Source organism: Microbacterium canaveralium (assembly GCF_047238045.1).
GTDB lineage: Bacteria > Actinomycetota > Actinomycetes > Actinomycetales > Microbacteriaceae > Microbacterium.
The window spans coordinates 26047-42813 of the sequence record NZ_JBDFMA010000003.1 but is presented as its reverse complement, the minus strand read 5'-3'; the positions used below and the strand labels follow the sequence as shown (position 1 = coordinate 42813).

Sequence of the window (16767 nt, the reverse complement as noted above, 5' to 3'; positions counted from 1 at the left end):
AGCGTGAGCATGCACGCATGCGTATGCGCCGCGAAATCCACCCGAAGCTGGGTTGTGTCCGCCACAGAGAGGACACGGCCGCTTCCCCCACGGGGTTAGTGAGGTTGCGCTGAGTGTCGGCTTAAAGCCACCCCCGCTCCACCGCGACCCGCACGGCATCCGCCCGATTCCGGCCGCCGGTCTTCCCGATCGCGCTGGACAGGTGGTTCTTCACCGTGCCTTCCGACAAGTGCACCATCCGCGCGATGTCCGCGATCGACCCACCCGAACGGGCCGCGGCCAGCACGTCCGTCTCCCGCTCGGTCAGCGGCGAGTCCCCCTGCGCCAGCGACTCCGCGGCCAGCGAAGGATCCACAACGCGGAATCCCGCCGACACTCGCCGCACCGCATCCGCCAGTTCCGCCGCGGGCGTGTCCTTCACCACGAACCCCGACGCCCCGGCTTGCATGGCGCGCGCCAAGTACCCCGGCCGGCCGAAGGTCGTGACCATGAGGGCGCGGCATCCGGGAACCTCCGCACGCAGCTGCGCCGCGGCGGCGATGCCGTCGATGCCGGGCATCTCGATGTCGAGCAGGGCGACCGTCGCGCTCGACGCGCGAGCGGCCTCGACCACCTCGTCGCCGCGGCCGACCTGGGCGACGACCTCGATGTCGGGCTCCAGGCCGAGCAGCGCGGCAAGGGCGCCGCGCACGAGCGCCTGATCGTCAGCGATGAGAAGGCGGATCACCACGTCACCCTCACACGGAATCCGCCGAGGTCGCTGCGTCCCACGGTCATGCGGGCACCGGCGGTCTCGACGCGCTCGCGCAGCCCCGGCAGCCCTGAACCCGACGAAGGAACACCGGACGGCCCGCACCCGTCGTCGGCAACCTCCACCGATCGGCCGTCGAGCGAAACCCGACACACCGATGCCCCCGCGTGCCGCACCACGTTTGTCACTGCCTCACGAACCACCCACCCCGCGAGCTCCCGGCGGTCGGAAGGCACCGAGTCGGTCGACCCCGGCAACTCTGCCGCAACCCCGGCGCTCTCCAGCGCCGCCCGCGCGGCCGCCAACTCTCCGCTGATACTCACGCCGCGATACCCGTGCACCGTCGCGCGGACGTCGGCCAGCGCACCGCGCGACAGCTGCTCGATCTGCGCGATCTCGTCGCGGGCGGCGGGGGAGCCGGCATCCATCAGTCTTCCGGCCAGCTCGGCCTTCACCGTGATCACGGTCAGCGAGTGGCCGAGGATGTCGTGCACGTCGCGTGCGACGCGGCTGCGCTCGCGTTCGGCGGCGAGTTCGGCGACCTGCTCTTGCGTGGCCCGCAGGCGCTCAAGGGTCGTGATGTTCTGCACGAAGCTCAGCATCATGATCGAGATGGACAGGATGATCGCCGAGCTCAGGACGTTCGTGAAGGTGTCGGCGCCGCTCCACGTTCCGACGATGAACGACGAAGCGCTCAGCAGCAGCACGAGGATCCACGTGGGGCGCCGGGCCACGCTCGACACCGCGACGGCGACGCCGACGAACGTCCACATCCACCGCACGTCGCCGCCGATCCACGGCGCCAGGCTCAGGCTCAGGGCGAACATCACGGCGGCGGGGATCAGCCGGCGCCACCCGGAGGGCGTGCGGCGCGCGAACGGGACACTCGCGAGGAACACCGCCGCGAAGACCACCACGATGAGCGTTCCCACGGCGTGAGCGACAGGATCGGGCGACTCCCAGATCGACACCAGCGTCGGGAAGGTCCAGATGAGAGAGAGGCCGGCGCCGATGAACCAGCCTCGCGTGAACGAGCGCCTGCCCGGAGCGCGCACGCGCCCCGGGCCGGTCATCTCGCTCATGTCGTTCACGATAGAGCGGCTCACGAACGCCGCGTGTCCCGACGGAAGAAGTACACCGTGCCCACGATGAACACCGTCAGCCACACCACCGCGTTGATCAGGGCGCCGAGGTCGAAGGCATCCCCCGTCAGCGGCGCACGCGCGAGCACCCCGATGCCGTACACCGGCGTCAGCTTTCCGATCGTCTGGAGGAAGTCGGGCATCGTCGACAGCGGGTAGAACAGCCCGCCGAGGAACGACAACAGCACCACCGCGAGGCTGGTGATCTGCGCGACGTTCTCGCCCGGCACCATGTACCCGACCATGAGTCCGAGCGTCGTGAACACCGCCCCGGCCAGCAGCCACGCGGCCAGGCCCGTGACGATCCACTGCACGGCCGACAGCTGAACCCCCGAAAAGGATGCCACCAGGTACGTCGCCACCACGGCGATGAGTCCGAACACCATGCCCGCCAAGAGCTTGATGATCACGTTGACCAGGGGATTCAGCGGCGTGAGACGTAGCTGACGCGTCCAGCCCTGCGCGCGCTCGACGGCGACCGCGGCCCCCGTCTGGGTCGCCGACATCATCGCGCCGTACATCGCCATCGAGACCATGATGTAGGCGGCCACCGACACTCCCCCGGATGCCACCGGCACATCAGTCAGGGGCAGATCGAGCATCTGGTACCCGATGATGAAGAACATCAGCACCGGGAACGCGACCGTGAAGATCAGCGCCCGCGGATTGCGGATTTTGCGGAGCAGCTCGATCCGCAGGTAGGTGAGCGTGAAGCCCCCCAGGACGGGGGCGGGACGGTCGAGGCTGATGGCGGTCATCGGGATGCTCCGTTCGAGGCGTCGGCGGATGCCGGGGAGTCGATGGTCAGAGCGACGAACACGCTCTCGAGGTTCTGCGCGGTGATCTCGAGGTCCCGCGCGGGGGTGGCGGTGAGCAGGTGTCGTGCGAGAGCGTCCGAATCGCGCGTGTGGATCGTGACGCGCTCGCCGCTGGCCTCGACCGAATCGACGCCGGGCAGAGCCGCGAGCGCCGCGAGATCGGCATCCGGAAGCGTCGCCTGCACGACCCGACCCGACACAAGGTTCTTGATCTCGGCGGTCGACCCGTCGGCGACGATCTGCCCACGGCTCATCAGCACGATGCGGTCGGCGTACTCGTCGGCCTCGTCGAGGTAGTGCGTCGCGAACATCACGGTGCGCCCGCGGGCGGCATCCGCCCGGATCGCGGCCCAGAACGAGCGGCGCGCCTCGACGTCCATGCCCGTGGTCGGCTCGTCGAGGATCAGCAGCGCCGGGTCGCTCACGAGCGCCATCGCAAACCGCAGCCGTTGCTGCTCGCCGCCCGAGCACAGGCCCACGCGACGGTTCGCCAGATCCCGGATGCCGGCCCGCTCCAGCGCTTCGTCCACGGGACGCTTCTCGGCGAACAGGCTCGCCGTCAGCTCGACGGTCTCGCGCACGGTGAGGTCTTTCAGCAGCCCGCCGGTCTGGAGGACGGCGGAGACGAGGCCGCGCGACACGGCGCCGCGGGGCGTGTGTCCGAACACCTCGATCGAGCCCGCGTCGGGGTTCGTCAGCCCGAGGATCATGTCGATCGTGGTGGTCTTCCCGGCGCCGTTCGGGCCGAGGAACGCCACGATCTCACCGGGCTGCACGCGCAGATCGACGCGGCGGACGGCATGGACGGAGCCGAAGCTCTTGACGACACCCCGCGCGTCGATCGCCGCGGGGCCAGGGGTGGAGGAGGTCATGTCCTCATCGTGGCCCCCCAGCGGCCTCGGCACCCGGGGCGGGGGTCACCTCGTGGGGGTGACGTTCGTCACGGGTGCCGCGCCCCTCACCCCATTCGTTTGAGTGACACCGCGTAGATCGACGGATCCCCCTCGAGATCGAGATCGATCGTCATCCCCGTCTGCGCGATCGACACGTCGAAGGCGATCGTGGAGTTGTCGCAGGAGACCGTGTCCGCCAAGGACTCGCTGTCGAGTTCGCCGGCCGAGAGGACGATGGTGCCGCCGCCGCGGCAGGCGAGCTGGCCCTGATAGTCGCCCGGTTCGAGGAACCCGAAGGAGTTCCGCTGATGCGGGGACGTGTTCTGGCTCATCCAGCCCGTCAGCCTGCCGGTCAGCGCGCCACTCTCGGAGGGCGGAACCGCCGTCTCCGCCCAGTCGCCGATCTCGTCGAAGGGGATCGGCAGCAGGGCCTCGTCGCTGCTCGCGTCTTCCGTCGGCGCCGGCGTCGGTGAGAGAGAGGGAGCCTGGGATGCCACAGGCGGCGGTGACGACGCGGCATCCGTCGTCTGTGCCGTGCAGCCGGCGACCCCGACCGCGGCCAGGGCGAGTGCGGTGACCGCCGCAACGGTGCTCCGGAACGTCATCGGAGCTGTTCGTTGGTGGGCTCTCCGTTCCATTCCGGCACCCTCCCACGGGCCCGTCCGGGGCCCCGCGGGTCTTGACACTCCTCCGCCCGCCGGGGACCCTACGCCCGCTCAGGCCGGTTTCGAGGCCCGAATCGTGTAGCTCAGCGGCATGACCGACGGCTGCTCGGTGAGGGCGTATTCGCCCTCGGGCCGCAGGGTCATGCGGCCCGGGAGCGCCTCCCACGGCACGCTGTCGTGCTCGACCAGAGCGTCGATCCGCAGCCCGCGGTCGAGCAGCGCCGTGACGATCTCGCCGAGGCCCCGGTTCCATTCGTACGTGCGGGTCGACTGCAGCGGTGCCGACACCTCGACGTAGGTGCTGTCGTCATCCCATTCCAGAGGGACGGGCTGCTCGAAGTAGGGGAAGGCGAGCGTGAGACCGGGGAGCGTCTCGTTCATCGACCACAGCACGGGGTGCCCCTCGCGGATGTGGAGCGTGCCGCCCGGCGCGAGCAGGTCGGCGACGACCCCGGCCCACTCCGTGATCGACGGCAGCCAACACAGCGCGCCGATGCCGGTGTAGACGAGGTCGAACGCTCCCTTCGGCAGCACCTCTGCCGCCTTCCGCACGTCGGACTGCACGAAGTCCACGTCATCCCCGGTCTCGGCGACGAGGCGCCGGGCTTCCGCGACGGCGTTCTCGGAGAAGTCCAGGCCCGTCACGCGGGCACCGAGGCGCGCGAGCGACAGCGTGTCGGTGCCGATGTGGCACTGCAGGTGCACCGCGCGGACCCCGCTGAGGTCGCCGAGGAGCGGCTGATCGAACCGCACGACGTCGCTGAGGGCGGCCGGATCCTCGACGTACCGCAGCACGCCGTAGCCCGACCCGTCGCGGGCGGCGTGCAGCGTGGCACGCTCGTTCCAGTTGGCGCGGTTCGCGTCGATGTACTCGGTGGTCATGGCATCCCTTCCGGCCGTACAGCCTTGTCACGATACAGATCCGGATGCCAATTCCCCAGTCCGCGTCCGTCGTGACCGCGCGTGACGACGACCTGTCCCGCTGTCGGAGGCCCGGGTTAGCCTGACGGAATGTCGGGCAGCGTGTACGTGATCCATGAGAACCCCCAGTGGCTTCCGCCGTTTCAGGCAGCTTTCGAGGCGGAGGGCGTTCCGCTGGAGGAGTGGCTGCTGACCGACGGCTCCATCGATCTGTGCGTCGAGCCCCCGGAGGGCGTGTTCTGGTCGCGGCTCAGCGCCTCGGCGCACACGCGCGACCACGCGGCGAGCAAAGAGTACGGTCGCGCCGTGCTGCGGTGGCTCGCCTCGTGGGGACGCACGGTCGTGAACGGTGCCGACGTGCTCGAGCTCGAGGTCAGCAAGGTCGCGCAGCATGCGGCGCTGAGGCACGCCGGCGTCGAGGTTCCGCGCACGTCTGCGGTGTTCGGGCGGGCCGGGCTGGTCGCGAAGGCCCGCGAGTTCGAGGCGCCGTTCATCAGCAAGCACAACCAGGGCGGCAAGGGCCTGGGCGTCCGCCGGTGGGAGACGCACGACGAGTTCGCGGCCTGGGTCGACGGCCCCGACTTCGAGCCCTCCCCCGACGGCATCACCCTGCTGCAAGAACTTCTCGCCGCCCGCGCGCCGTTCATCACGCGCGTCGAGTTCGTCGGGGGCGAGTTCGTCTACGCCGTCCGGGTCGACACGAGCGCGGGCAGCTTCGAGCTGTGTCCGGCCGAAGCGTGCGCCGTCCCCGGTGCCGACGGCGTCGAGCCCGAGCCGCTGTTCCGTCTCCGCGACGACGTCGACCCCGCGATCATCGACCGCTACCTCGCTTTCCTTGCGGCCGAGGGCATCGGCGTGGCCGGTATCGAGTTCATCGAGACCCGCGACGGCCGTGTCGTCACCTACGACGTGAACACCAACACCAACTACAACCCCGATGTCGAGGCATCCGCTCCGCGCTCCGGACCGCGCGAGATCGCGCGCTGGCTCGGCGCGCTACTCCCGCACGAGGCGGTGGGGGCGCTCGGCTGAGCTGCACAGGGCGAGCCGGGGCCCGGCGTGGCCGCTGAGAGCGTCCCCGCGGAAGCAGGCGCCTCAGCATCCCCGCTGATGTCCAAGACACGCGGATGCCGCGGCACCCGACCCGCGTGTCGTGGACACCGAACGTCGGGTTCGCGCCGAGGGCCGGGTCGCGCCGAACGTCGGAGCGCGCCGGGCGTCAGCCGTCGCGCAGCGCTTCGAGTCGACGGACGCGCGGGATAACCTCGGCGGCGAAACGCTGCAGCTCGGGCAGGTGCGGCGAGAACTGCAGCAGCAGCGTCGAGACGCCGACATTCGCGAACGCGACGATGCGATCGGCCACCTGGTCGGGCGTGCCGACGAGGTTCGGGCGCAGGCCGCGGTTCGAGACCGAATACTCCTTGAGGTCGACGGGGGTATCGAGCTTCGACTTGCTCACGAACTCCTGGTACGAGCCGTAGGCCGCTCCCCCGCGCACGTGGGTGATCCGGTCGATCTCGGCCTGGGCCTCTTCTTCGGTGTCGCGGACGATGGCGTACGCCGCCATGCCGAACGCTTCGAACGGCGCAGCCCCGGCCTCCGCGCGGCGGCGCCGCATGTCGGCGACCTTCGTCTCGAGCTCGTCGAGCGTGCCGCCGTGGGTGAGGTACGCGTCGGCGAAGCGCGTGATCGCGGTGCGACCAGCCTCGCTCTCGCCGCCCGCGTACAGCCGAGGGATCACGCGCGGCTTCGGCTCGAGGTACGTGCCCTCGGTGCGGTAGTACTCCCCCGCGTAGGCGAACGGCGTCTGCGTCCACAGGCCGCGCAGCACCTCGACCCACTCGATCGTGCGGGCGTAGCGGTCGTCGTGCGAGCTGAACAGCCCGTCGTACTGCTTCGCCTCCTCGGCCCACCACGCCGAGACGACGTTCAGCGTGAAGCGGCCGCCACTAATCTCGTCGATGGTCGCGGCGTGCTTCGCCGTGTGGAACGGGCTGTGGAACCCCGGTCGTACGGCCGCGAGCAGTTCGAGCGTCGACGTCACCGCCGCGAGCCCCGCGGTCACGGCCCACGCGTCGAGTGACGGCGCCTCGACGCCCTTGATGTCGTTGAGGTTCAGCTCGGGGATGAGCGTCAGATCGAAGCCGCCCTCCTCAGCCGCCCGCGCGATCTCGGCGATGTGCGCGAACGACACGGGGGTCTGCTCGTCATCGACATTACGGAGCCACCCGCCGAAGATCGGGGTCCAGTAGCCGAATCGCACGCGCTGGGGGGAGGTCATGGCATCCATCCTCACCCGCGTGGCGGATGCGTGGCTCCCCCGTTCGCAACGCTGCGTCACGACGACGCGTGGGCCCGCCTCACCCCGGCACCTACCCTGACAACCGTATATGCCCCGTCGAGCATGGGCTGTGCGGCCACAGTTTGCGCGCGCAGCGCCTCCGACAGGGCCGCAACGGCGGGAATGCGCAGCGAGTCCGCGCGGACGATCATCCAGTACGCCAGCCGTTCGGCGACGAGATCGGGCAGCAGGCGGACGAGATCCGGATGCCGGTCGGCGGCGAAACACGGAAGCATGCCGATTCCGGCACCTACCCGCGTCGCCTCGACGTGAACGAACACGTTCGTCGACGTGACGCCGTCGCGCATACGCGGAACGAGCCGTCGCGGGAGGTCCAGCGCCTCGACCTGGAGCATCGAGTCGACGAAATACACGAGCCGGTGCTGTTCGAGCTCGGCGAGATCCCGCGGCGTCCCCTCACGCTCGAGGTAGGCGCGCGAGGCGTACATGCCGAGCGTGTAGGTGCCGAGGCGCGTCGCCGTGCCGCGCGACGTCTGCGGCTCCCCCACGACCACCTCCAGGTCGAGGCCGGGCCGGTGCAAGGCGGCGCGGCGCTGGGTGGCCACGATCTCGACGGACAGCTCCGGATGCCGCTGCCGCAACGTCGCGATGGCGGGAGCAGCCACGTACGCGCTGAATCCGTCGGTCGCGGACATCCGCACGACGCCCGACACGGGGTCCGGCTCCTCTCCCCCACCCGACAACCGCGACATCGCGGCCTCGATGCGCCCAGCCGTCTCGACGGCGTGCTGACCGAGCGCTGTCAGCTCCCAGCCGCGGGCCGACGCGGCGACGACGCGTCCGCCGAGGGCGTCCTCGAGCGCCGCGATGCGCCGGGCAACGGTGGTGTGGTCGACGCCGCGGATCTGCGCGGCGGCGGTGTAGCGACCGGTGCGCGCCACCGCGAGGAGCATGAGGAGGTCGTCGGCGCGGACGTTCGTGGCATCCATGTGTGCAATTCTGCACACCGGGTCGGCAGCTCTGGGCATTGCCGCGATCCGCACCTCGACGCAGACTCGTCTCCGGATGTCACCGTCGACACCGAAGGAGCAGCATGGAATCCCCCACCGCGCAGCGCAGCGCCTCCCCCGAAATCTCGACCAGCAAGATCCGCCGCGTCGTCGCCGCCTCGATGGCCGGCACCGTCGTGAAGTGGTACGAGTTCTTCCTCTACGCCACGGCCGCGAGCCTGGTGTTCGGCACGTTCTTCTTCCCGTCGTCGGGCTCGCCGCTCGACGGCATCATCGCCGCGTTCGTCACGTACGCCGTCGGCTTCGTCGCCCGCCCGCTGGGCGGCATCGTCTTCGGGCAGATCGGTGACCGCTTCGGCCGCAAGCCCACGCTGCAGGCGACGATCATCATCGTCGGCGCGGCCACCTTCCTGATGGGATGCCTCCCCGGCTTCGCCTCCGTCGGATACTGGGCGCCCGCGATGCTCGTGGCCCTCCGCTTCATCCAGGGCTTCGCGGTCGGCGGTGAGTGGGGCGGTGCCGTCCTGCTCGTCGCCGAGCAGAGCCCCGACCGTTCCCGCGCGTTCTGGGCGAGCTGGCCGCAGGCCGCCGTTCCGGTCGGAAACCTGCTGGCCACCACGGTGCTGCTGGTGATGTCGTTCATCCTCACGCCCGCCGCCTTCCTCGACTGGGGCTGGCGCGTCGCGTTCTGGCTATCGGCCGTGATCGTGCTCGTCGGCTTCTACATCCGCACGCACGTCGAGGAGGCGCCGATCTTCCTCGAGGCCAAGAAGCAGGTCGAGCAGGAGAAGGCGACCTCGTTCGGCGTCGTCGAGGTGCTGCGCCGCTACCCGAAGGGTGTCATCCAGGCGATGGGCGTGCGCTTCGCGGAGAACATCGTCTACTACATCGTCGTCAGCTTCTCGATCGTGTACCTGAAGTTCGTGCACTCGTACGACACGAGTCAGCTGCTCCTCGCGCTCCTGATCGCCCACGTCATCCATTTCGCCGTGATCCCCCCACTCGGCCGTCTCGCCGACCGCATCGGCCGCAAGCCCGTGTACCTCGCCGGTGCGATCCTCAGCGCGACCTGGGCGTTCTTCGCCTTCCCGATGTTCGACACGCTCAACCCCGTCGTGATCGTCGCGGCCGTGTCGATCGGTCTGGTGTTCCACGCGGGCATGTACGCGCCGCAGCCGGCGGTCATGGCGGAGCTCTTCCCGACGCGCATGCGCTACTCGGGCGTCTCGCTCGGGGCCCAGGTCACCGCGATCCTCGCCGGTTCGCTCGCGCCGATCCTCGCGACGCAGTGGCTGCGTGACTTCGGTTCGTGGCTGCCCATCGCGATCTACATCGTGATCGCCTGCGTGCTGACGTCGGTCGCCGTACTGTCACTGAAGGAGACGCGCGGCATCTCGCTGCGTGCCATCGACGCCGCCGACGCCGCGCGGGGGAAGTAGGAACCATGAGCATCGACCTCAGCGGACGCCGCGCCCTCGTCACGGGTGGCGCCAGCGGTATCGGGGCGGCGATCGCCCGAGCGTTCGCCGAGGCCGGGGCCACCGTCACGGTCGCCGATCTCAACGCCGAGGGTGCCGAAGCCCTCGCCGCCGAGATCGGCGGCCGCGCGTGGGCGGTCGACCTCTCGGACACGGCGGCCCTGGCCGACCTGACCCTCGACGTCGACATCCTCGTCAACAACGCCGGCATCCAGCACGTGAGTCCGATCGAGGACTTCGCGCCCGAACGCTTCTCGTTCATGCTGCGGCTGATGCTCGAGGCACCGTTTTTGTTGATCCGGGCAGCGCTGCCCGGGATGTACGAGCGCGGGTTCGGTCGGGTGCTAAACGTGTCCAGCGTGCACGGTATACGCGCATCGGAATACAAGTCCGCGTACGTCACGGCGAAGCACGGACTCGAGGGGCTGTCCAAGACCACGGCGCTCGAGGGCGCCCGCCACGGCGTCACGAGCGTGTGCATCGACCCCGGGTACGTGCGCTCGCCGCTCGTCGAGAAACAGCTCGCGGATCAGGCGCGGGCGCATGGCATCCCGGAGTCCGAGGTGCTCGAGACGGTGCTCTTGAAGGATGCCGCGATCAAGCGGCTCGTCGAGCCGTCCGAGGTCGCGTCGCTCGCGCTGTGGCTGGCAGGACCGGATGCCGGAATGGTCACCGGGACGAGCTACGTGATGGACGGCGGCTGGTCGGCGCACTGAGTGGCACGGGGTGCGGCCGGCTCTGGAATCCGGCGCGGCGGACGCGCCCTCGCTGGTCTCAACTCCTGAGTTTTCGGGGCCGAGGCCGCCGGATGTCGCCGCTCGGGGGTCGCGCGGCCCCTGAAGCCGGGCCTCGCGCCGACGCCGGCGGCGCGCCGGTTCACGAAAGTCAGGAGTTTGGCTCGTTGGACGCCGTTGGATGCCGCCGGACGCCGCCCACCGCCGTCCACGGTCCCCCGGGCCTGGCCCGAAAACGCAGCAGGGAGCGCTCCCGCCCGGAACAAGTCCGAACCGTCATCCGGGGGACCGGAAGATTTCCGAGGTTTCGTTATCGTAAAAACACAGGCCAAGAGTTGGTGTGTGGCCTGCCGACGACAAAGATGTCCGAAGGACGGCGGCACTTGTCGCTATCGACACTTCACAGCAGAGGTAACTCAATGACACTGCACCACAGTGGTCGAGGCCGTCTCGGCCTCGCTCTCGGCGCTTTCGGCGCCTCGGCACTCGTTCTCGCGGGCTGCTCCGCCGGCGGCGGGGACACGGGATCCGACAGCGGCTCCACCGAGCCGCTCGTCGTCGGTACGACCGACAAGATCAGCTCGATCGACCCGGCCGGCTCGTACGACAACGGCTCGTTCGCCGTGATGAACCAGGTCTACCCCTTCCTGCTCAACAGCCAGTACGGCACGTCGGACGTCACGCCTGACATCGCCGAGTCGGGCGAGTTCACCTCGCCGACCGAGTACACCGTCAAGCTCAAGTCGGGCCTGAAGTTCGCCAACGGTCACGACCTCACGTCGTCGGACGTGAAGTTCTCGTTCGATCGTCAGGTCACGATCGCCGACCCGAACGGCCCGTCGTCGCTCCTCGGAAACCTGGACAGCATCGCGACGCCCGACGACACCACCGTCGTCTTCACGCTCAAGAACGGCAACGACCAGGTCTGGCCGCAGATCCTGTCGAGCCCCGCCGCGCCGATCGTCGACGAAGAAGTGTTCTCCGCCGATTCGGTGACGCCCGACGACACCATCGTCGAGGGCAAGGCGTTCGCCGGACAGTACACGATCGACTCGTACAAGCAGAACGAGCTCATCTCGTACGTGCCCTACGCCGACTACCAGGGCTCGCTGCCCAAGCCCGAGAACGGCGGCATCTCGGCGAAGTACTACGCCGACGCGTCCAACCTCAAGCTCGACGTGCAGTCCGGCGCGATCGACGTTGCGTTCCGCAGCCTCAGCGCGACCGACATCGCCGACCTGTCGTCGAACGACGCGGTGAAGGTCGTGGACGGCCCCGGTGGCGAGATCCGCTACATCGTCTTCAACTTCGACACGATGCCCTTCGGCGCCACCACGCCCGAGGCCGACGCGGCCAAGTCGCTCGCCGTGCGTCAGGCGGCGGCCGACCTCATCGACCGTCAGGCCATCGCGACCGACGTCTACAAGGACACCTACTCGCCGCTCTACTCCTACGTTCCGCAGGGTCTCGCCGGTGCCAACGAGGCGCTGAAGGGTCTCTACGGCGACGGCAGCGGCATGCCCGACGCCGCCAAGGCCAAGGCGACGCTCGAGGCCGCCGGCGTTCCGACGCCCGTCACCCTCAACCTGCAGTACAACGGCGACCACTACGGCCCCTCGTCGGGTGACGAGTACGCCGCCATCAAGGCGCAGCTCGAGAAGGACGGCCTGTTCACCGTCAACCTCGCGCAGACCGAGTGGGTGCAGTACAGCAAGGACCGCACGGCCGACGTGTACCCCGCGTACCAGCTCGGCTGGTTCCCGGACTACTCGGATGCCGACAACTACCTGACCCCGTTCTTCTCGCTGGACAACTTCCTCGGCAACCACTACGACAACGCCGACGTCCAGAAGATGCTCATCGACCAGGCCACGCAGACCGACAAGGCCACGCGTGAGCAGGAGATCGGCGAGATTCAGGACGCCGTGGCGGCCGACCTGTCGACGCTGCCGCTGCTCCAGGGCAAGCAGGTCGCGATCGTCGGCTCGAGCGTGGAGGGTGCCGTCCTCGACGGGTCCTTCAAGTTCCGCTACGCCCCGCTGCACAAGTAATCACGAGGCGGGTGTCCGGTCCCTCGCGGGGCCGGGCACCCGCCGCGTTCTTCCCGTTAGGTTCCCATGGCTACCGCCGTCGACGCCCCCGTCATCGCCGCGCCCGTCGCCCCGAAAGGCGGCGGCCTCTGGCGCTACATCCTCGTCCGACTCCTGCTGATCATCCCGACGGTCTTCATCCTCGTGACCGTGGTGTTCCTGCTCATGCGGGTCACCGGCGATCCGATCACCGCGGCCCTCGGCGGGCGCCTCCCACCCGAGCAGTTGGCCGAACGCATCGCCGCAGCCGGGTACGACCGTCCGCTCTACGTGCAGTACTTCGAGTACATCGGCGGCATCCTGCGCGGGGACTTCGGCACGACGATCACCGACAACCGTCCGGTCATCGGCATCCTGCTGCAGTACGGCTCGGCCACGCTCGAGCTCGCGATCTATGCGCTGATCGTGGCCTTGCTGATCGGCATCCCGTTCGGTCTGCTCGCCGCCTACCGGCGCGACCGCTGGCCCGACGCGGTGCTGCGCATCGGCGCGATCCTCGGCTACGCGACCCCCATCTTCTTCGTCGGACTCCTGCTCAAGCTCGTGTTCTCGGTGTGGCTGAGCGTGCTGCCGGTCGCCGGCCGCGCGAACACGCGCACAGAGCTGAAGCTCGCGAGCCTCGACAACCCGAGCGGCATCTACCTGCTCGACGCCCTGCGCCTCGGCGACGGCGCCGCGGTTGGTGACGTGCTGATCCACGCGATCCTGCCCGGTCTGGCGCTCGGCATCCTGACCGCGGGTATCTTCCTGCGGCTCGTGCGCACCAACGTCATCGGCACGCTCGGCGCGCAGTACGTCACCTCGGCGCGCTCGCGCGGCGTGGGGGAGTACCGCCTGGTCACCAAGCACGCCTACCGCCCCGCGCTCATCCCGATCATCACGGTGATCGGTCTGCAGATCGCGCTCTTGTTGTCGGGAGCGGTGCTCACCGAGACCACGTTCGAGTGGAAGGGCCTCGGCTTCATGCTCAGCGAATACCTGAAGGCGCGCGACTTCGTCGCCGTGCAGGGCATCGTCGTCATGATCGCCGTGCTGGTGGCCTTCACCAACTTCCTCGTCGACGTCATCGCGGCGATCATCGACCCGCGAGTGAGGTACTGACATGACGGATGCCACGACCCCCGCGGCCCTGACCGCGCGCAAGGTCCCGCTGCGCGACCGCCTGCCGGTCATCTCGCACCTGCGCCGCAGTGTCGGCCTGCAGCGCACGATGCTCGTGATCGGTCTCGTGATCACGACCGTGTTCGTGCTCACGGCGCTCCTCGCGCCCCTTCTCGCGCCCTATGGTTTCGCGCAGCAGGAAGCCGACGGCGTGAAGTTCGGCACGCAGCAGGCTCCCAACGCGACCAACCTGCTGGGCACCACGGTCGGCGGGTACGACGTGCTGTCCCGCGTGATCTGGGGTGCGCAGACGGCGCTCCTGGTGATCCTGTGCGCGATCGCCTTCTCGATCTTCCTCGGCATCTTCCTGGGCCTGGTCAGCGGTTATTTCGGCGGCTGGATCGACCGCGTCCTCGTGGTGCTGTGCGACGCGATCTACGCGTTCCCGTCGCTGCTGCTGGCCATCGTCATGTCGATCGCGATCACGAAGGGGCAATCGACGCTGTGGGGCGGCATCCTCGCCACCGCGATCTCGATCACCGTGGTGTTCGTGCCGCAGTACTTCCGCGTGATCCGCGCCGAGGTGGTGCGCGTGAAGGCCGAGCCGTTCGTCGAGTCGGCCCGCGTGATCGGCGTGCCGACGGCGCGCATCCTGCTGCGCCACGTGCTGCGCAACTCGACCCGCTCGCTCCCCGTCGTCGTGACGCTGAACGCGTCAGAGGCGCTCCTGACCCTCGCGGGCCTGGGCTTCCTCGGCTTCGGCATCGAGGCGACCGCCGCGGCTGAGTGGGGCTACGACCTCAACCGCTCGGTGAGCGACGTCACGAGCGGAATCTGGTGGACCGCCATCCCGCCGGGCGTCGCCATCGTGCTCGCGGTGCTCGGCATCACCCTCGTCGGTGAGAGCCTCAACGACCTGAGCGACCCGCGCCTGCGCACGCGTCGCCGCGCCGGACGCGCTCCGGCGCCGATCACGGCCGTCGACCCCGCCCCCGCGACGACGTCGGCGACCGTCGCCCCCGCCGGACCCCCGGCATCCGCCCCTTCCGACGGGAGCCCCTCATGACCGGCACCGCCGCATCCGTCGCCCGCATCGACGATCTGCGGGTGGCCTTCGCGACCGACGGGGCGCCCGTCGCCGCCATCAACGGCATCTCGCTCGAGGCCCACTCCGGAGAGGTGCTCGCGATCGTCGGCGAGTCCGGCTCGGGCAAGACCGTGACAGCCAACACGTTGCTCGGGCTCCTGCCGGAGACGGCGACGCTCTCGGGCGCAGTGATCGTGCGCGGCCGTGAGGGCGAGGAGACCGACATCGTGCACGCCACGCACGCGCAGCTGCGCGCGATGCGCGGGCGCGACGCGGCGATGGTGTTCCAGGAGCCGTCCACGGCACTGAACCCCGTCTTCACCGTGGGATGGCAGATCGCCGAGGGTCTGCGCGCGCACGGCAAGCTCTCGAAAGCCGAAGCGAAGACCAAGGCCGTCGACATCCTGCGCCGTGTCGGCATCCCCGATCCCGAGAAGCGCGTCGACGACTACCCCCACCAGTTCTCGGGCGGGCAGAAGCAGCGCGTGGTGATCGCCATGGCGCTCGTGCTGAACGCCGGCCTCATCATCGCCGACGAGCCGACCACGGCCCTCGACGTCACGGTGCAGGCCGAGATCCTCGAACTGCTCCGCACGTGCCGCGACGAGTTCGGCGCGACCATCGTGCTCATCACCCACAACATGGGCGTGGTCGCCGACCTCGCCGACCGTGTCGTGGTGATGTACCGCGGCGACATCGTCGAGCAGGCGCCGGTGCGCGAGCTGTTCGCGGCGCCGCAGCAGCAGTACACGCGCGAGCTCCTCGCCGCCGTGCCGCATGTCGGCCGCGGCAAGAGCGCGCAGCAGTCGCTCGACACCCCGGCGCCGACGGCTCCGCCCGAGGGCAGCCTGGTCGTCGCCGACAAGGTCGAGATCGGCTACCCCGGCCGCTTCGGCGCGACGGGCGTCATCGCCGTGAAGGGCGTGGACTTCTGGATCGGACCCGGCGAGGTGCTCGGTCTGGTGGGGGAGTCCGGTTCGGGAAAGACCACGATCGGCCGCGCGATGGTCGGGCTCACCTCGGTCGTCGGCGGCTCGTTGAAGGTACTCGGTACCGAGATGCGCGGCGCGAAGCCCCGCACGCTCGCCAAGACCCGGCCCGACATCGGCTTCGTGTTCCAGGACCCGGCAACGAGCTTCAACCCGCTCCTCACGATCGCGGAGTGCATCGCGGAGCCGCTCCTCGTGCACCGGCGCGCGTCTGGGGCGCGGGCCGCGCGGGCGCGGGTGGACGAGCTCCTGGATGCCGTGCAGCTGCCGACCGCGTTCGGCGACCGCTACCCGCACGAGCTGTCCGGCGGTCAGCGCCAGCGCGCGTCGCTGGCACGGGCGCTCGCGCTCGACCCGAAGCTGCTCATCGCCGACGAGCCGACCTCGGCTCTCGACGTGTCCGTGCAGGCCCGCGTGCTGCAGCTGTTCGCGCAGCTGCAGCGGGAGTTCGGGTTCGCCTGCCTCTTCATCAGCCACGACCTCGCGGTCGTGGACGAGGTGGCAGACCGCGTCGTGGTGCTGCGCCAGGGCGTGATCCGCGAGCAGGGCACGACCGTGCAGGTGCTCACGGAGCCCCGCGACGACTACACGAAGCGGCTGTTGGCATCCCTGCCTGTGCCCGACCCGATCGCGCAAGAAGCCCGTCGCGAGCTGTGGCGGTCGACGCGCGGCGCTTGACGCCTCGTCGGCCGGGCTGAACTCCTGAGTTCTCGTGGCTCGGCGGGCCGCGTCGTGCCCAGAACGCCGGTTGGGCCCGAGAACTCAGGAGTTCGGCACGAGAACTTT

At 69.5% G+C, this 16767-nt stretch carries 15 protein-coding genes; 7 read left to right on the top strand and 8 right to left on the bottom strand.

Features of this window, described 5'->3' with window-relative positions; genetic code table 11:
• Positions 1 to 121: 121 nt before the first annotated feature.
• The 6 genes from ABC271_RS01090 to ABC271_RS01065 form a co-directional block, all read right to left on the bottom strand.
• Entirely contained in the window at positions 122 to 727 is a 606-nt protein-coding gene (locus tag ABC271_RS01090) for a response regulator (protein ID WP_412923076.1), read from the bottom strand.
• Positions 724 to 1833: a sensor histidine kinase gene (locus ABC271_RS01085; protein WP_412923075.1), complete on the bottom strand. Its 1110-nt coding sequence runs from the start codon at positions 1831 to 1833 to the stop codon at positions 724 to 726. The genes ABC271_RS01090 and ABC271_RS01085 overlap by 4 nt, the downstream gene beginning before the upstream one ends.
• 20 nt (positions 1834 to 1853) lie before the next feature.
• Positions 1854 to 2651 carry an ABC transporter permease gene (locus ABC271_RS01080; protein ID WP_412923074.1) on the bottom strand — a complete coding sequence of 266 codons (798 nt, stop codon included), beginning with the start codon at positions 2649 to 2651 and terminating at the stop codon, positions 1854 to 1856.
• On the bottom strand, positions 2648 to 3583 hold the full coding sequence (locus tag ABC271_RS01075; RefSeq protein ID WP_412923073.1) for an ABC transporter ATP-binding protein: 936 nt from the start codon (positions 3581 to 3583) through the stop codon (positions 2648 to 2650). Before ABC271_RS01075 ends, ABC271_RS01080 begins: the two co-directional genes overlap by 4 nt.
• Positions 3584 to 3669: 86 nt before the next feature.
• Positions 3670 to 4209 (bottom strand): hypothetical protein, encoded by a 540-nt coding sequence (locus ABC271_RS01070; RefSeq protein WP_412923072.1) that lies wholly within the window; start codon positions 4207 to 4209, stop codon positions 3670 to 3672.
• 111 nt (positions 4210 to 4320) lie between these two features.
• A complete protein-coding gene (locus ABC271_RS01065; RefSeq protein ID WP_412923071.1) occupies positions 4321 to 5151 on the bottom strand; it encodes a class I SAM-dependent methyltransferase in 831 nt (276 codons plus the stop codon).
• A 129-nt stretch (positions 5152 to 5280) separates the two neighbouring features.
• Between ABC271_RS01065 and ABC271_RS01060 the strand changes: the two genes are divergently transcribed.
• Positions 5281 to 6222, top strand: a complete 942-nt coding sequence (locus ABC271_RS01060; RefSeq protein ID WP_412923070.1) for an ATP-grasp domain-containing protein — start codon at positions 5281 to 5283, stop codon at positions 6220 to 6222.
• Between the two features lie 187 nt (positions 6223 to 6409).
• Here the strand turns inward: ABC271_RS01060 and ABC271_RS01055 are convergent, their stop codons facing one another.
• Together ABC271_RS01055 and ABC271_RS01050 are read right to left on the bottom strand one after the other, a co-directional pair.
• Positions 6410 to 7471: an LLM class flavin-dependent oxidoreductase gene (locus tag ABC271_RS01055; protein WP_412923069.1), complete on the bottom strand. Its 1062-nt coding sequence runs from the start codon at positions 7469 to 7471 to the stop codon at positions 6410 to 6412.
• Positions 7472 to 7527: 56 nt separating this feature from the next.
• Positions 7528 to 8481 carry a LysR family transcriptional regulator gene (locus ABC271_RS01050; protein WP_412923068.1) on the bottom strand — a complete coding sequence of 318 codons (954 nt, stop codon included), beginning with the start codon at positions 8479 to 8481 and terminating at the stop codon, positions 7528 to 7530.
• A 104-nt stretch (positions 8482 to 8585) separates the two neighbouring features.
• Here ABC271_RS01050 and ABC271_RS01045 point away from each other — a divergent pair, with 104 nt between their 5' ends.
• The 6 genes from ABC271_RS01045 (at position 8586) to ABC271_RS01020 (ending at position 16659) form a co-directional block, all read left to right on the top strand.
• Positions 8586 to 9941 (top strand): MFS transporter, encoded by a 1356-nt coding sequence (locus ABC271_RS01045; RefSeq protein WP_412923067.1) that lies wholly within the window; start codon positions 8586 to 8588, stop codon positions 9939 to 9941.
• A gap of 5 nt (positions 9942 to 9946) precedes the next feature.
• Positions 9947 to 10696 carry a 3-hydroxybutyrate dehydrogenase gene (locus ABC271_RS01040; protein ID WP_412923066.1) on the top strand — a complete coding sequence of 250 codons (750 nt, stop codon included), beginning with the start codon at positions 9947 to 9949 and terminating at the stop codon, positions 10694 to 10696.
• Between the two features lie 437 nt (positions 10697 to 11133).
• Positions 11134 to 12765, top strand: a complete 1632-nt coding sequence (locus ABC271_RS01035) for an ABC transporter substrate-binding protein (RefSeq protein WP_412923065.1) — start codon at positions 11134 to 11136, stop codon at positions 12763 to 12765.
• Positions 12766 to 12831: 66 nt separating this feature from the next.
• Positions 12832 to 13905 (top strand): ABC transporter permease, encoded by a 1074-nt coding sequence (locus ABC271_RS01030; protein ID WP_412923064.1) that lies wholly within the window; start codon positions 12832 to 12834, stop codon positions 13903 to 13905.
• A gap of 1 nt (position 13906) precedes the next feature.
• A complete protein-coding gene (locus tag ABC271_RS01025) occupies positions 13907 to 14971 on the top strand; it encodes an ABC transporter permease (protein WP_412923063.1) in 1065 nt (354 codons plus the stop codon).
• Positions 14968 to 16659: a dipeptide ABC transporter ATP-binding protein gene (locus tag ABC271_RS01020; RefSeq protein ID WP_412923062.1), complete on the top strand. Its 1692-nt coding sequence runs from the start codon at positions 14968 to 14970 to the stop codon at positions 16657 to 16659. Before ABC271_RS01025 ends, ABC271_RS01020 begins: the two co-directional genes overlap by 4 nt.
• Positions 16660 to 16767: the final 108 nt, after the last annotated feature.

Excerpts from the sequence above, each read along its gene's own strand:
- ABC271_RS01045 (WP_412923067.1), top strand. The coding sequence starts at position 8,586 with ATGGAATCCCCCACCGCGCAGCGCAGCGCCTCCCCCGAAATCTCGACC.
- ABC271_RS01040 (WP_412923066.1), top strand. The coding sequence starts at position 9,947 with ATGAGCATCGACCTCAGCGGACGCCGCGCCCTCGTCACGGGTGGCGCC.
- ABC271_RS01020 (WP_412923062.1), top strand. The coding sequence starts at position 14,968 with ATGACCGGCACCGCCGCATCCGTCGCCCGCATCGACGATCTGCGGGTG.
- ABC271_RS01075 (WP_412923073.1), bottom strand. The coding sequence starts at position 3,583 with ATGACCTCCTCCACCCCTGGCCCCGCGGCGATCGACGCGCGGGGTGTC.
- ABC271_RS01065 (WP_412923071.1), bottom strand. The coding sequence starts at position 5,151 with ATGACCACCGAGTACATCGACGCGAACCGCGCCAACTGGAACGAGCGT.
- ABC271_RS01035 (WP_412923065.1), top strand. The coding sequence starts at position 11,134 with ATGACACTGCACCACAGTGGTCGAGGCCGTCTCGGCCTCGCTCTCGGC.
- ABC271_RS01080 (WP_412923074.1), bottom strand. The coding sequence starts at position 2,651 with ATGACCGCCATCAGCCTCGACCGTCCCGCCCCCGTCCTGGGGGGCTTC.
- ABC271_RS01055 (WP_412923069.1), bottom strand. The coding sequence starts at position 7,471 with ATGACCTCCCCCCAGCGCGTGCGATTCGGCTACTGGACCCCGATCTTC.
- ABC271_RS01085 (WP_412923075.1), bottom strand. The coding sequence starts at position 1,833 with ATGAGCGAGATGACCGGCCCGGGGCGCGTGCGCGCTCCGGGCAGGCGC.
- ABC271_RS01070 (WP_412923072.1), bottom strand. The coding sequence starts at position 4,209 with ATGACGTTCCGGAGCACCGTTGCGGCGGTCACCGCACTCGCCCTGGCC.
- ABC271_RS01050 (WP_412923068.1), bottom strand. The coding sequence starts at position 8,481 with ATGGATGCCACGAACGTCCGCGCCGACGACCTCCTCATGCTCCTCGCG.
- ABC271_RS01030 (WP_412923064.1), top strand. The coding sequence starts at position 12,832 with ATGGCTACCGCCGTCGACGCCCCCGTCATCGCCGCGCCCGTCGCCCCG.
- ABC271_RS01060 (WP_412923070.1), top strand. The coding sequence starts at position 5,281 with ATGTCGGGCAGCGTGTACGTGATCCATGAGAACCCCCAGTGGCTTCCG.
- ABC271_RS01025 (WP_412923063.1), top strand. The coding sequence starts at position 13,907 with ATGACGGATGCCACGACCCCCGCGGCCCTGACCGCGCGCAAGGTCCCG.